15 protein-coding genes and 1 riboswitch are annotated in these 13,706 nt (G+C 48.4%); of the genes, 8 read left to right on the plus strand and 7 right to left on the minus strand.

Annotated features, from left to right (window positions below; translation table 11 throughout):
- Window positions 1-13: 13 nt before the first annotated feature.
- The 3 genes from cobO (at window position 14) to A5320_RS14510 (ending at window position 2,232) form a co-directional block, all read left to right on the plus strand.
- Window positions 14-646, plus strand: a complete 633-nt coding sequence (cobO, locus tag A5320_RS14500; protein ID WP_068066094.1) for a cob(I)yrinic acid a,c-diamide adenosyltransferase — start codon at window positions 14-16, stop codon at window positions 644-646.
- 65 nt (window positions 647-711) lie between these two features.
- On the plus strand, window positions 712-1,572 hold the full coding sequence (locus A5320_RS14505; protein ID WP_068066095.1) for a cobalamin-binding protein: 861 nt from the start codon (window positions 712-714) through the stop codon (window positions 1,570-1,572).
- A 42-nt stretch (window positions 1,573-1,614) separates the two neighbouring features.
- On the plus strand, window positions 1,615-2,232 hold the full coding sequence (locus A5320_RS14510; RefSeq protein WP_068066096.1) for a DUF5610 domain-containing protein: 618 nt from the start codon (window positions 1,615-1,617) through the stop codon (window positions 2,230-2,232).
- 64 nt (window positions 2,233-2,296) lie between these two features.
- Here the strand turns inward: A5320_RS14510 and A5320_RS14515 are convergent, their stop codons facing one another.
- From A5320_RS14515 to A5320_RS14525, 3 genes are all read right to left on the minus strand, one after another.
- Window positions 2,297-2,674 (minus strand): PH domain-containing protein, encoded by a 378-nt coding sequence (locus A5320_RS14515; protein ID WP_068066097.1) that lies wholly within the window; start codon window positions 2,672-2,674, stop codon window positions 2,297-2,299.
- 113 nt (window positions 2,675-2,787) lie between these two features.
- Window positions 2,788-3,507, minus strand: coding sequence for an SDR family NAD(P)-dependent oxidoreductase (locus A5320_RS14520; protein ID WP_068066100.1), 720 nt, complete (start codon window positions 3,505-3,507; stop codon window positions 2,788-2,790).
- Window positions 3,504-4,547: an NAD(P)/FAD-dependent oxidoreductase gene (locus A5320_RS14525; RefSeq protein WP_068066103.1), complete on the minus strand. Its 1,044-nt coding sequence runs from the start codon at window positions 4,545-4,547 to the stop codon at window positions 3,504-3,506. Before A5320_RS14525 ends, A5320_RS14520 begins: the two co-directional genes overlap by 4 nt.
- A gap of 184 nt (window positions 4,548-4,731) precedes the next feature.
- Here A5320_RS14525 and msrA point away from each other — a divergent pair, with 184 nt between their 5' ends.
- On the plus strand, window positions 4,732-5,271 hold the full coding sequence (msrA, locus tag A5320_RS14530; RefSeq protein ID WP_068066105.1) for a peptide-methionine (S)-S-oxide reductase MsrA: 540 nt from the start codon (window positions 4,732-4,734) through the stop codon (window positions 5,269-5,271).
- Window positions 5,272-5,375: 104 nt separating this feature from the next.
- Here msrA and A5320_RS14535 read toward each other — a convergent pair whose 3' ends face one another.
- Entirely contained in the window at window positions 5,376-7,229 is a 1,854-nt protein-coding gene (locus tag A5320_RS14535; protein WP_082971787.1) for a TonB-dependent receptor domain-containing protein, read from the minus strand.
- 36 nt (window positions 7,230-7,265) lie between these two features.
- A riboswitch (cobalamin riboswitch) is annotated at window positions 7,266-7,494 on the minus strand.
- Between the two features lie 273 nt (window positions 7,495-7,767).
- Between A5320_RS14535 and A5320_RS14540 the strand changes: the two genes are divergently transcribed.
- The 3 genes from A5320_RS14540 to A5320_RS14550 all read left to right on the plus strand — a co-directional run bounded on the left by A5320_RS14540 (window position 7,768) and on the right by A5320_RS14550 (window position 9,900).
- Window positions 7,768-8,250 (plus strand): YajQ family cyclic di-GMP-binding protein, encoded by a 483-nt coding sequence (locus tag A5320_RS14540; RefSeq protein WP_068066107.1) that lies wholly within the window; start codon window positions 7,768-7,770, stop codon window positions 8,248-8,250.
- Between the two features lie 345 nt (window positions 8,251-8,595).
- A complete protein-coding gene (locus A5320_RS14545) occupies window positions 8,596-8,952 on the plus strand; it encodes a VanZ family protein (RefSeq protein WP_068066110.1) in 357 nt (118 codons plus the stop codon).
- 15 nt (window positions 8,953-8,967) lie between these two features.
- Entirely contained in the window at window positions 8,968-9,900 is a 933-nt protein-coding gene (locus A5320_RS14550) for a ketopantoate reductase family protein (RefSeq protein WP_068066112.1), read from the plus strand.
- Between the two features lie 26 nt (window positions 9,901-9,926).
- Here the strand turns inward: A5320_RS14550 and thiI are convergent, their stop codons facing one another.
- The 3 genes from thiI to pomA form a co-directional block, all read right to left on the minus strand.
- The gene (gene thiI / locus A5320_RS14555) at window positions 9,927-11,390 is read right to left on the minus strand and encodes a tRNA uracil 4-sulfurtransferase ThiI (RefSeq protein ID WP_068066115.1); all 1,464 of its coding nucleotides are present in this window, start codon (window positions 11,388-11,390) and stop codon (window positions 9,927-9,929) included.
- 159 nt (window positions 11,391-11,549) lie between these two features.
- On the minus strand, window positions 11,550-12,491 hold the full coding sequence (locus A5320_RS14560) for a flagellar motor protein MotB (protein WP_068066118.1): 942 nt from the start codon (window positions 12,489-12,491) through the stop codon (window positions 11,550-11,552).
- An 8-nt stretch (window positions 12,492-12,499) separates the two neighbouring features.
- On the minus strand, window positions 12,500-13,270 hold the full coding sequence (gene pomA / locus A5320_RS14565; protein WP_068066121.1) for a flagellar motor protein PomA: 771 nt from the start codon (window positions 13,268-13,270) through the stop codon (window positions 12,500-12,502).
- 190 nt (window positions 13,271-13,460) lie between these two features.
- Between pomA and xseB the strand changes: the two genes are divergently transcribed.
- Window positions 13,461-13,706 (plus strand): exodeoxyribonuclease VII small subunit, encoded by a 246-nt coding sequence (xseB, locus tag A5320_RS14570; RefSeq protein WP_068066124.1) that lies wholly within the window; start codon window positions 13,461-13,463, stop codon window positions 13,704-13,706.

The raw sequence follows: 13,706 nt of genomic DNA on the forward strand, positions 1-13,706 counted from the left end.
CAGAAGGTTTTATATGACCGAGAACCACCAAGACACTGTTTCAGTAACCGGCACACCAACCGCCAGCCGCCATCAACAGCGCCAGCAGAAACTAAAAGAACAAGTCGACCAACGAATTGCTGCTGCCACGCAGGATAAAGGCTTGTTACTGGTAATCACCGGTAATGGCAAAGGCAAGTCCACCGCCGGTTTTGGTATGGTGGCGCGCAGCGTCGGTCATGGTAAAACCGCCGCTGTGGCGCAATTTATCAAAGGCAGCTGGGAATGTGGCGAGCGTAATTTGTTGCAAAGCCATGGCGTGCCTTTTGCGGTAATGGCAACCGGCTTTACCTGGGAAACCCAAAATCGAGAGGTGGATCAAACCGCGGCAGAAGCAGTCTGGCAACAAGCCGAGCTTTATCTGCAAGATCCGGCCATTACTTTGGTGCTGCTGGATGAACTCACTTATATGATTACTTACGACTATATTGCACTGGATCGGGTGTTAGCGGCGCTGTTAAACCGCCCCGCCATGCAACATGTTGTGATTACCGGACGTGCTTGTCATCGCGCTTTGATTGAACTTGCCGACACCGTCAGCGAAGTACAATCCATCAAACACGCTTTTGATGCGGGCGTACGGGTACAACAAGGAGTCGACTGGTGAGAGGTTGTTCCGGAGTTCATTGTGTCTATACAGCATGCAAATCATTAAAAATTGCGATAACAGGCATGCTGTTTGCTGGCTTGATAACTGCACCACCGCTTTTTGCCGAACCCGCAGTGCCCGAAAAAGCCGCCGCAAAACGGCTGGTCGTATTGGCGCCCAATCTGGTAGAACTCATTTTCAGCCTTGGCGGTGGCGCGCAAATCATTGCCACAACCGATCATGCCGATTATCCGGAGGCGGCTCGCAGCATTCCACGCGTCGGCAATTACGCCGCCATTCAGCTGGAAAAAGTAGTCGCGCTGCAACCTGATCTGGTGTTGGTGTGGGATACCGGCACACCAGCGGCGGACATCAAAAAAATGCAGCAATTGGGGCTGAAAGTACTGCATTTCCAAACCACCAAACTGGAAGACATCGCCAGCCAGTTACTACAACTTGGCGCATTGGTTGGTCAGCAAACAACTGCACAGGAACTGTCCACAGCGTATTTGCAGCAACTTAACGCATTAAAGAGTCAGTATCAGACACAACCACCTGTCAGCGTATTTTACGAATTATGGGACAACCCACTGTCGACGATTAGCCGTGATGCCTGGCCGCAGCAGCATTTGAACGTCTGTGGCGTGAAGAATATTTTTGAAAATGCCAGCGCTGCTTATCCACAAGTAGGCCTGGAACAGGTGATTGCTGCCAATCCGGCGTTAATTATTCAACCAATTTCTGAAAATGAGCCAAGAACTTTAGTGTCGTGGCAGCGCTGGCCAGAATTGCGGGCCACTAAATATAAGCAAATAATTCAACCAGATAGCGACTTATTGCACCGCGCAACCTTACGCACACTCGATGGGGTGGCAACTCTTTGCCGCGAAATTGCAAAAAGTCGGCAATTTTATGCTCAAGTTCCGGCAGCAAGCGGCCGATAAGCAGGCTATTGTGTGCATAATCCAGCGACAGGCGGCGACAACATGAACATTCAACCAGCAAGCAACAGCACCACCAAAACATCTAATACCGATAAAACTAACACCGATAAAACCAGCACTGAAGCAGCCAAAGACAAACCATCCGCCGCGGAATTATCCCAGGCCAACCGGCAGGAACTGAATCAGACTATCTTGCAAAATCAACTTGAAATCAGCTTAAAATCTGACAACAAATCGATGAGTTTGTTGTATAAAACCATCACCGCTTCCATCGAAAAACGCTTAGCCGACGATGACAGTGTCGCAGCGCCGGAAAAAACCACCGCCAGCAATCCTTATAGCCAGGATCAGGACACCTCACCACAAGCCACTGCCGATCGCATCGTGGCATTTGCCACCAACTTTTACGCCAATTATCGCGAACGCAATCAGGATTTGACTGAAGAAGCAGCGATGGACGATTTTATGGCGAAAATTGGCGGTGGTATTGATCAGGGTTTTGCTGATGCCAAAGATATTCTTAAAGGATTACAGCAGCTTGAAGGTAAAGTAGCTTCAGACATCGACGAAACTTATGAGCTCATTCAGCAAGGTTTGCAAAGTTTCCGCGAAAAGACGTTAGCTGATAAAGCTGCTGCTCAACCGGCAGTTGCGAGCTAAACCAACTGATACATGACCCGCTACGCTGATGCTGCAGCGGGTCATGTATCTGCACTAGCGACAACTAGCGGCAAACATAAGTCGCCAGTGCTTTTTGCACTGACATAATATTACCGTCTTTACTAAAGGTTTTGCTGATTGCCTGCTCTGAGCCGCTCAACCAGATTTTTAAATCGGATTCCAAATCAAAATGACCTTTGGTCTCAGCCGCAAAACGCACAATCGACCGATAAGGAATGGACATATATTCCTTTTTTGATCCAGTCAGGCCTTGTTTATCAATCAAAATCAATCGCCGATTGGTAAACACAATCATATCGCGAATAAGCTTAAACACCTGTTCCGGTTTTTCGCCATCCGCCATGATACTTGCTAATTCTTGCTCAACTTCGGCCACATCAACTTCACCGGCATTGCCTAATAAACCACTGAATAATCCCATTTTTTAATTCCCTGTCTGACGAAAACCTTAGCTTAGCCTGCGAGTGACCTCTGATTCAATAGCGAAACGCTAATCGCGACGCAGGTGTCAACGCATCGAAATTCGCACAGACTTTAATAAGGCAACTGCTTGCCATCCCAATTTAGCAAGGCACCGTGGTCGGCCGCTTGCAGATGTTCAGCAACCTGCCACAACCGCAGCGCCGTCTCTGCCGTTGTTTGTAATTGCCCTACCGGCAGATTTTTAGTAAATGGCGCAGCCAACAAAGTATCGGTGGTGCCTGGATGTACTGTGGCTATCCACGTTTGTCGCTGCTGCCGCTGTAACTCAATGGCCGCCGTTTTCACAGCCATATTCAGTGCTGCTTTTGCCGCCCGATAGCTGTACCAGCCGCCCAGCTGATTGTCAGTATTACTGCCGACTTTTGCGCTTAAAACCAGAACTTTGCAAGGTTGCTGCAGTAAATAAGACCAGATGGTTTTGAGATGGAGCATTGGCACCAGATAATTGACCCACCAGCTTCGCCCCGCGCCAGCCACGTCCAATTGTCGGATAGTCTTTTCAGCTTTTACCTCCGCGAGTTGCAGTAAACCATGGCAAATAAACAGCACTTGCGGTTGATATTGCAGGCAAATTTCTGGAAGCGTTTGTTCCAGCGCTTGCAGGTCTTGTTGATGATAATCAAGCTGTTGCCAGACGATTGACGATACAAGTGTCGCTGGTCGCGCCTGACGGCTGACACCAATTGCTTGCCAACCTTTTTCAACGGCCAATTGCAGCAACGCCTGACCAATACCACTGCTAGCCCCTAACACCAGTAAACAGCCGCTCAACGTTGCGGCCCGCTTTTATGCTGCGCACTGAGTAGCTGTTCAGCTGCTGTGACTCCGGAAATCCAGGCGTTTTCCACCCGACCGCCTAAGGTCCAGTCGCCTGCTATAGCTAACTGCATTTTCGCATCATAAAGCACACCACAAGGCGCGATGGCCGGATTGTAGCTGGCATATAACCAACGATGGCACAAAGCAGCAGCCACATCGACCGTGCGCCCTAACACCCGAACCAGCTCGGCTGCGGCAAGTTCGGTGATCAGTTCGGCACTGGCTTCCAGTTCTTGGGCACTGAAATCGGCGCTAAAATGCAGCAACCATTGCTCTGGCGCTTCTGGCACATCGCGCAGGCGTGCACTTTGCCGACCGGGTTTGGTGGATTGACGCGTTATCCAACTGGCAGCGCCATCTTTCACAAAAATGGCATCCATACTGACGTGGGTGGGAGTCGCCAGTTCCAGCAACACGGCCCAGCACGGCATCAAACTCTGCCGTGGAATTTGTGTACAAATAGGCGCGCCGATAAGGAGCTGAAAGCTCTGCTCCGGCGGACAGGTCAGCAGCACCGCATCAAAACCGCCATAGCATTCACCTTGCTCAGAACACAGTTGCCACTGCCCGTGCGAATGACTGCTGACATTACTAGTGATAAAACTTAATTCATTGATTTTGCATTGATAATGAATATCAACACCGCCAAAAGCCGGCACCAGCATCTGATGCATGGTGCTCGTGCCGATATAACGGGTTTGTTGATCATCAGAGCGCGACAACACGCCATGTTCAGACACCCATGGCTGCATCGACCAAATCTGCGCCAGCCCTTGACTGCACCACAGTTCAACCTGCGCCATAAAACCAACATCACGGGCGGTAAAATACTGCGCGCCTAAATCCAGACTGCCGGCCAACGCTCTTTTACTACTCATCCGCCCACCAGGCCCGCGCGATTTCTCAAACACACTGACCTGACAGCCTCGTTGTTTCAGCACACTTACTGCAGCCGCCGCACTGACGCCTGCTCCAATAATGGCAATATTCACTTGAACTCCTGTGATCTAAAACAGCGATTGTCCAAAAAATCAGCAGTGCACGTTTTCAATACAAAAACAACCAAACCAGCACTCCCTACTCACGATAGCCAGCACTAAAATTTACCTTACTATTGGTTTAGACTACGATGCCCCCATGTTGACAGATCAACTGGATAAATAACCGGAGTATCTAATGAACACACAAGTTGCCACTTTCGCCGGCGGTTGTTTCTGGTGTATCGAAGCGGCCTTTAATCAACTGCAAGGCGTGATCAGCGCCACCAGTGGCTATATGGGCGGTCAGACCGCAAACCCGAACTATCGTGATATTTGTACCGGCCAGACCGGGCATGCTGAAGTGGTACAACTGCAGTTTGACCCTGCAGTGGTGAGTTACCGGCAATTACTGGAAATTTTGTTTTTCCTGCACGACCCGACCACGTTAAATCGTCAGGGCAATGACGTGGGTACACAATACCGTTCAGCAGTGTTTGTGCATAACGAACAACAGCAGGCTGAATTGCAACAGTTCATCGCAGAACTGACGCAGCATCAAGTTTACCCGGCAGCGATTGTCACCAGCATAGAGCCAGTTGCGACTTTTTATCCGGCGGAACAATATCATCAGGGTTACGCTGCGCAAAACCCCAATCAGCCTTATTGCCAGTTTTTAGTGCTGCCCAAACTTGCTAAGTTTCGGCAGCAGTTTGCGACATTACAAAAACCGAGCTAGCTGGCGCTTCATCGCCAGCAAACGCATCAAAAAACAGCTGTAAAAAAGCCGCGACGAGCGCGGCTTGGTGTTGATACTTTTAGTAATCTCTTTCTACAACCAGACTAGTAGGACAGTACTTGAACCGATAACCCAAACTCAACACCAGCGGTGCGATAACCCAGGTTGGTTTGATATTCTTTATCGAACAGGTTATCCACTTTTGCCCGCAGGGTAATATTCGGCTGCCATTGGTAGGCCAGGCCTAAGTTCCAAATAAGGTAGCTGCCTAATTCCGGTTGTAATTTACCATCCCAGGTTTTGCCAGAGAACGAGCGGCTCTGATACAAAGCATGGCTGCTGAACGTCCAGTCTTGCCATTGTTTGCTGCTGTTCCAGCTTACTTTATGCGCCGGACGTTTCACCAGTTTTAAGCCAGTTTTTTCATCTTTGCCGTTGAGATAACCGTAGCTAAAGTTTTGACTGGTACCCAATAAATCAAAACCAGCAGTGACTTCCCCACCTTCAACGCTCGCCAACAGCACATTGCTAGCCGTTTTGCCGCCGATAATCAGATTGGTTAAATCACGGTCAAACAACACCACATCTAACTGTAGCTTCGAACCGTTATAAGCAAGGCCTACTTCACGTGAAGTTGATTCTTCCGGCTTTAATAATGAGTTACCAAAGTCTGGCCAATATAAATCGTTAAAGGTCGGCACTTTAAAGGCGGTACCCTGGCTTAAACGACCGGTCAACTGTTCGGTAAAGCGATAACCGCCACTCAGCTGATAAGTATTTTTGCTGCCGTAACCTGTTACGTTATCGTGGCGACCGGTCGCGTCAAATAACCATTGTTCGCCCTGAAAACCGATCCCGCTGAACACACTTTGGTTGGTTCTTTTATCCTGCGAATATTTCGGCGCGTTTTTATTAACAAGCTCCTGATACCAGTTAGTGCCGCCAATCAAATTCCATTGCTGGTTCAAGGTCACTGTTGCCTGATAACTGGCTTCTTCGCGTTTGGTTTCAAATAACGAATCTGCCACTTTCAAACCATAGCTGGTATCACGGTCAATACTGTGTGAAAGCTTCAGCTGATGGTTGACCACGTCTTGCTGCAGGCTCCAGTCCAGCTGATGTGAATCTTGCTGGGTATTGGCTTTATCACCACCAAAGCTGGTATCAAACTCGTAATAGCCGTCATTGAGCTGCGACTGCCACTTGAATAAGCCAATGGCAGACTGATAATCGGCACCTGCTTTGAGATAACTTTGCTGATAACCATCATCATCCGGATCGGCATTTAATTTGGCAGAAAAGCCTTCTGCGCGGGAAGTACCGACAGTGCCAAACAGGTTTAGATTATCCTGCACCTTGGTGCTGCCGGATAAACTGGCTTCGGCCTGACCAAAGCTGCCGATATTGGCATTAAATTCAACCTTTTGGCCCTGACGGGTGGTAATGGCAATCACACCACCTAAAGCATCTGAACCATACCAGGCCGCTTTCGGGCCACGGATCACTTCGATTTTTTCAACCAGTTCCAGCGGTACCATCGCCAATGCCTGATAGCCCAGCGTTGCCGAACCAATCCGCACGCCATCGAGTAGCACTAAGGTATGGCCGCTGCTACCACCACGAATAAACACGCTGCTGTTCTGACCACGACCACCGTCACGAGCGACACTGACACCAGCCACTTGCTGTAACAACGCCGGTAAATCCCGCACCTGGCGGCGGTCAATGTCGACACGATCAAGCACGGTGACGCTGGTCAGCGATGCTGATACCGGCCGTGCCTGACGGTTGGCGTAGACGCTGATATGCTCAATTGCTGCCTGGTCAGTTGTTGCTGATGTATTTTTTGCTGATGAATGATCGGCTGGTAAATTATTGGCTGGTAAAGAAACCGCAGCTGTTGCGGCAAAAGCAAAGGTACTGAACACAGCAGTGCTCAGTATTGAGAACTTCAACATAATAACTCCATGGTACACGCCCACCGCGTGCAGTTGAGTGAATGAACTTCTCAGGCCGGTCTCCGGGCTGCACTGTCAAACTTTTCAGTTTGACCAAGATCGCACCTTCCCATCGACTGACAGTGGTTGAGCGATCTCCATCATGAAGTTCATGATGAGTGTTACCGTTGCGGGGGCAGCTCTGGCTTCGAACCAGATTCCCGTTTCACTGTTGTTTGCGATTGGCAGGATGACCAATGGCTAAAACAGCACCTGAAAAAATGCGGCCTCAGTGTAACGGCCGCGGCTACATTGTCAATAGAAATCCAGATGGCTAATAAGATGTAGCGCTAGAGTTTGATTTATTCGCGGAAATTTTGATACTGATGTTAGAAAAAGCTGTTGAAATAGAACTGTCCAGAACTGAATGGTACCGTTTACCGCTTATTTGCCCTCTAAAGCACTTAGGTTGTCAAATTATTGGATGCAGAAGAGGTTCGCTCGTTGCAGAGTTTCGCTTATAATAGGCAGCTAAGTTTTAATCGAAAAAGAGAAAGCCATGCCTTCATTTGATATTGTTTCAGAAATTGATATGAATCAAGCAAATAACGCGGTTGAGAACGCGAAACGCGAGCTTGAAACCCGTTACGATTTTCGTGGCGTTGATGCCAAAATTGAGTTTAAAAAAGACCACATTGAATTGACCGCAGAAGCCGATCAGCAAGTGATGCAGCTGTTTGATATTTTTGCAACCAAAGCGAGTAAGCTTCAGTTAGATGTCAGTAGTTTCAAACTTGAAAAAGAAGATCGTCATGGCAAATACATTACGCGCCATATCGTGATCAAGCAGGGCATTGACAAAGAACTCGCGAAAAAAATCGTTAAAATCGTCAAAGAAAGTAGTATTAAGGTGCAAGTAGCGATTCAAGGAGAAGAGTTACGGGTCACTGGAAAAAATCGTGACGACCTGCAAGCCGCAATACAGTTGGTTCGGGGAAGTGACCTCGGCCAGCCTTTCCAATTTAAAAACTTTAGAGACTAGTTAGTTCTTTATCAACCTGTAATTCAGAGCTACCACAGACAATAGGTTTGCGATATATACCCAAAATCATTGAAGATTCGGAAAGGCCACGGTGGAACCGCGGCAACTGAACGAATCTGGAACGCCAGTCCGACCCGGAGCATAGTAGTCCTATGTGACTGGCCGCGCTGGCGTCCCAGTCGGGCTGACGCCTCAGTGAGTGAAGGCGGCCAACAACCCCGAATCTTCAAGGATGACGGTTATACAAGCAAACTTATGAAATCGCTGTTGTGGGTGAGTAGCTCTGAACTAGGGTAAAGACCGGCACTCGAATACAAGTGGCAACACATATAAATGAACATACCTATGACACTGAGCCCACATGTTTTCCGTATTCTACTGGTCCTGGCGCTGATGATATGCAGCTATGGTTTTTTAAAAGATGTCAGTGGCGTACCCTCAAGCTGGATGCCAAATGACAAGCTGATGCATTTAGGGGTCTTTATGGTGCTGATGCTGTTATGGCAATTGAGTTTTCACGGCCGCACCTTGGCAGGGTTGGTGCTGATGAGTATGTATGGCGGCCTGATTGAACTGGCACAACATTATCTGACAGTCCGTCAGGGTGACTGGTGGGACTGGCTGGCCGATATCTGCGGTATTTTACTGGCGCTGCTGCTTTGGAGATGGCGGCCTGCCCGCTTTAAAACCGTCAGCACTTAAACCCAAGGTCATCGCATGGAACAACTTCAATCAGAGGTTTCAACCGGAATTTCACAAACACCTTGGCTGGTAGTTGGGCGTGGTGCTATTGGCCTGCTCGCTGCCAGCCGCTTGGCATTAGCAAATCAGCAGGTACATTTGTGGCTACGTCAGCCGCAACATCTGAATTTCCGGTTTAGTGTTGGCAGTCGCGATTATCCAATGCAACTTGCTGCCGCAAGCCACGGTCCTTTTACCAAAGTGCTGATCCCGGTCAAAGCCTTTGATACCGTCGCCGCAGTGCAACAGTTATTGCCGCATCTTACCGAAAACGCGCAAATCGTGTTATGTCACAACGGCATGGGCACCCTCGAGCAAGTCCAGCCGTTACTGTTGCCAACACAGAGCCTCTGGTTCGCTAGCACCACCCAAGGTGCTTACAAACCATCTCCATTGCAAGTGCGGCATACGGGTTTTGGCGAAACCATGCTCGGCGCTTGTAACGCTGCCGCCAGAAGTTCTGTCACAACCATAGCCAGCGAGCTGAATACAGCTTTAGGTCCATTGCAGCAAGTGCCGGATATCACACCTTACTTGTGGAAAAAATTGGCAATCAATTGTGTGATTAATCCGCTGACGGCGTTATTGCAGGTTCGCAATGGCGAATTATTAAAAGCAGAATATCAGGTGCAAATCAGTCAACTGCTGAGTGAGTTTGTATTGGTGGCGAAGGCCTGTGGCCAACAATTTAGCCTGGAACAGTTACAGCAACTGATTGAAAAAGTGCAACAAACCACGGCACAAAATTTCTCGTCAATGCAACAGGATGTCGCCAACCAACGTCGAACTGAGCTCAATGCCATCACCGGCTTTTTATTGCAGCAGGCGGCGGCTAATCAAATCCAACTTCCGGCACATCAGACGCTTTATCAGCAGCTAACTGCCAGGTTACAGCCCTGGCAGTATTAATTTCTGCAACAATTACCAGTCGTCGCTTACTCTGGCTTTTTATAAACCGCCACATTCTGATAACCCTGCTCTTTGAGCAGCAAAGCCTGCAGCTTACTCATCACGCCGCGATCACAATATAAATAATACTGCTGTGCCTGATCCAAAGCAGCGAAGCCATTGGCGATTTTGTAAAACGGTAGTTCAATTACCGCGTGATCGGTTAATTGCAATGGAAAACGCTCGGTTTCATCCGGCGCCCGTACATCCAGCACTATGGCACCTGCCGGCAATACAGTTTCCAGCGAGACGGTCGCAACCTGCTGCTCAGCCTGATATTCAATGGTTCGAATATCCATCACTTTGGCGTTAGTGCTGACATGCTCCAAAATCGTGAAGTCAAAACGTTGTTCCGCAGCATTCACTTCCGACAGCACTGCATTAACCGTTGGGCTTTTTGAAATGACCCCACAATACTCGGGCATCGTTTTGGCTAAATCTTCCACGCCAATTGCCCGCGCAATATCAATAATCTCTTGTTTATCCTGATAAATAAGTGGTCTTAAAATCAGCATTTCAGTAACGCGGTCAATCACATTCAAGTTAACGATGGTTTGGCTGGCCACCTGGCCGACACTTTCACCGGTAATCACAGCTTTGATATTCAGGCTTTCGGCGACTGTTGCGGCGGCGCGCATCATCATTCGTTTGAGCACCACGCCCATCAGGCCACTGTCGATTTTTTCCAGAATTTCAGTGACAACTGGTGCAAAATCGACCGACACAAATTTGACCTTGTGCGATAGGCTATATTTTTGCCACAAGTAAAAAGACATTTGTCGCACGCCAGTTTCATGTGCCGCGCCACCGAGATTAAAAAACAGGAAATGGGTGCGCAGGCCTTTGCGGATCATCAGATAACTAGCTACCGCCGAATCAAAACCACCGGAAATTAACGACAATACATCGCCTTGCGATGGCAGTGGAAAACCGCCCATGCCGTGATACATCTGGCGCACAATCATCAGTTTATCGCGTTTAATTTCAACATGAACTGTCAGATCCGGATTTTTTAACCGCACTTGCGCTGAGGCAATATGTTGATTTAATCCGCCGCCAATATAACGTTCGGCTTCAATCGAAGAAAAAGGATGATCGCCGGTGCGTTTGACCCGCACGCAGAAGCTTTTGTGCTCCAGCTGCGCGCGATACAGCTCCAGTACTTGCTCAAAAATATGATGCAACGACTCAAAACTACCGGACTGCATTTCAGCAAATTGCACGATGCCGGGAATACACTGCAGATGCTCAAGCAATTGTCGCCGCAGTTTGTCGCAGTCCTGTTGGGCAGTGACGGTCAAATGATCATAAAAATTGCGAACTTCGATGGCGGGGTCAAGCTGCAGCAAAATCGTTTTGATATTTTGCTCCAGTAACATAGTCTGGCGTTTGCGGACCGACTTACTTTTGATGGAAATTTCCGGATGTAACTTGATAATAAATTCGATCATAAGCCGCTGCCACCACAAAAAAACTGGCGCGCATTATAACGTCATATTTGATGAATGTGCGGCAAAACTAACATTCCCAGCTGTTTTACCGCCGATAAAACTGGCGCTGCATCGGGTGATAGGCAAAAACACAGCACCCAAAGCAGCAACTCGCATACTTTAACCGCCCGGTGGTGGCACCGGATTTAACTGGATTGGGTCAGATTCTTTTGCCTTACCCTGCATGATAGAAATTTCGACCCGCCGATTGCGGCGTTGATTCTGCGCCGTATCATTAGGAACAAGCGGTCTGGTATCGGCATGGCCAACCACGACCAACCGTTCTTTCTCCAAACCGGTGCCTTGCAACAGTTCGACTGCCACCGAAACTGCACGTTTGGCTGACAACTCCCAGTTATTACTGTTCAATTCGTCAGACACCTGATCGCTATCCGTGTGACCAGAAATGGTAATTTCTCCGGGAATGTCTTTTAAAATCACGCCAATTTGTTGAATGATTGGTTTAAATCTTGGCTGCAGAAAAGTTGACCCAGATGGAAAGGAGCCATTTTCCCGAATGCGGATAATAATTTGCTGACCGAGTGACTCCAGTTCAATGGCGCCGTCTTGAATTTGCTGCTCCATCTGCTCAGCAATCTTCTTCACCATTTCATTAATTTTTTCCTGCATTTCAGCAGTTTCTGCTTCAGTTGGTGCCTGTGACTGTTCATCGGTACTATCGCTGGCACCACCGGTTTTATCTTCACGCTGCTCCTGTCGTCCGCCAGCTGAATCGTCTTCGCCCGCCTGGAACTCCATGGTTTGCTGAGTCATATCAACAGTTTGTTGCTGAATGGTATCGATGGGTGTTGGATCAGGACGACCAGGGCGGAATTCCAGTGCAATGACGCTGGTACCTTTGGGAATATCTTTGACTTCAATTTTATTCTGCACACCGAAGGCGAATGCCATGGAACCTGCCAATTGTTTAAACTTTTGCACGTCCATTTCGGAAAACGACAATAACAGTACAAAAAAGCACATCAACAATGACATTAAGTCAGCGAAGGTTCCCATGTAGGCCGGTAAACCCGGCGGTGGGCACTTTGGACATTCAGCCATGGAGCCTCCTATTCGCTGTCAACTTTGACTTCACGTTTTTTCGACATCAGGTAATTGCGCAGGATCCCTTCAATGACTTTCGGGTTTTGCCCGTCCTGGATCCCCATAATTGCGTCCAGAATTAACTGGTTGTTGGTTTTTTCTTCTTCATTGCGAACGGACATTTTGTCAGCAAGCGGCATACAGAGGCAGTTGGCCTGAATTGCACCATACAGAGTGGTTAACAGTGCAACGGCCATTGCCGGTCCAATTGCCTTTGGATCGGACATATTGGCCAGCATCGCTACCAGACCAATCAAAGTACCGATCATCCCCATCGCCGGACCGAGGTCACCTAATTGCTTAAATACGCCGATATAAATACCATGGCGGCTGTAGGTCTGATCGATATCTTTTTCTAAGGTGCCACGGACAACATCAGCGTCGTGACCATCAACCAGCATATTGATGCCTTTTTGCATAAAGGCGTTGGGAATTTCGGCTTCTTCCAATGCTAAAAAACCACCTTTGCGGGCGGAGTCGGCCAACTGCACGGCTTTTTCAATCAATTCTTCCGGCGATTCCATCTTGAACATAAAAGCTTTACCAGCGGCTTTAAAGCTGCCGGCTAGTTGTGACAGGGTAAATTTCATAAATACGACGGTGATACTGCCGCCAAACACGATCACGATGGAGATAAAGTCGTAGAACATCATGAGATCGCCGGCGGCACTCAGATACATTGCCCAGACCATCATCCCGATCGTGGCGACCAAACCCAAGATGGTTGCTAAATCCACAAAACTCTCCCGTTTAAATCGACGCTTAACAACGAATTTATCTTAGCTTATCGTGAGTTATCGACCAATGACATTTATTGCTTAAATTAATTTCAACTACTTCACTAATTTAGTTGCCGTAAAAGCCATTCTGATTGACCATAACAGTTGGCTAAGGTAACTTTGCGCACTCTTATCAAAAGGTCGGGTTATGAGTAAAAAACAAGCAAATCCGCAGCAGTTTGAGCAAATGATCGCCGAACTTGAAAGCATTGTGCAGCAGCTTGAACAAGGTGACTTATCCCTTGATGATGCGTTGGCACAATTTGAGCGTGGCATCGCGTTAACTCGTGCCAGCCAGCAACAATTGCAGGCTGCCGAGCAAAAAGTACAAATTCTGTTGCAACCTAACGCACAGGAACAGCTGACCGCCTTTGACAATCCTGCCGGAGAATAA

It is taken from the genome of Rheinheimera sp. SA_1 (assembly GCF_001669775.1).
GTDB lineage: Bacteria > Pseudomonadota > Gammaproteobacteria > Enterobacterales > Alteromonadaceae > Pararheinheimera.

Excerpts from the sequence above, each read along its gene's own strand:
- A5320_RS14560 (WP_068066118.1), bottom strand. The coding sequence starts at position 12,491 with ATGGCTGAATGTCCAAAGTGCCCACCGCCGGGTTTACCGGCCTACATG.
- A5320_RS14540 (WP_068066107.1), top strand. The coding sequence starts at position 7,768 with ATGCCTTCATTTGATATTGTTTCAGAAATTGATATGAATCAAGCAAAT.
- thiI (WP_068066115.1), bottom strand. The coding sequence starts at position 11,390 with ATGATCGAATTTATTATCAAGTTACATCCGGAAATTTCCATCAAAAGT.
- xseB (WP_068066124.1), top strand. The coding sequence starts at position 13,461 with ATGAGTAAAAAACAAGCAAATCCGCAGCAGTTTGAGCAAATGATCGCC.
- A5320_RS14545 (WP_068066110.1), top strand. The coding sequence starts at position 8,596 with ATGACACTGAGCCCACATGTTTTCCGTATTCTACTGGTCCTGGCGCTG.
- A5320_RS14515 (WP_068066097.1), bottom strand. The coding sequence starts at position 2,674 with ATGGGATTATTCAGTGGTTTATTAGGCAATGCCGGTGAAGTTGATGTG.
- cobO (WP_068066094.1), top strand. The coding sequence starts at position 14 with ATGACCGAGAACCACCAAGACACTGTTTCAGTAACCGGCACACCAACC.
- msrA (WP_068066105.1), top strand. The coding sequence starts at position 4,732 with ATGAACACACAAGTTGCCACTTTCGCCGGCGGTTGTTTCTGGTGTATC.
- A5320_RS14510 (WP_068066096.1), top strand. The coding sequence starts at position 1,615 with ATGAACATTCAACCAGCAAGCAACAGCACCACCAAAACATCTAATACC.
- A5320_RS14550 (WP_068066112.1), top strand. The coding sequence starts at position 8,968 with ATGGAACAACTTCAATCAGAGGTTTCAACCGGAATTTCACAAACACCT.
- A5320_RS14535 (WP_082971787.1), bottom strand. The coding sequence starts at position 7,229 with ATGTTGAAGTTCTCAATACTGAGCACTGCTGTGTTCAGTACCTTTGCT.
- A5320_RS14505 (WP_068066095.1), top strand. The coding sequence starts at position 712 with ATGCTGTTTGCTGGCTTGATAACTGCACCACCGCTTTTTGCCGAACCC.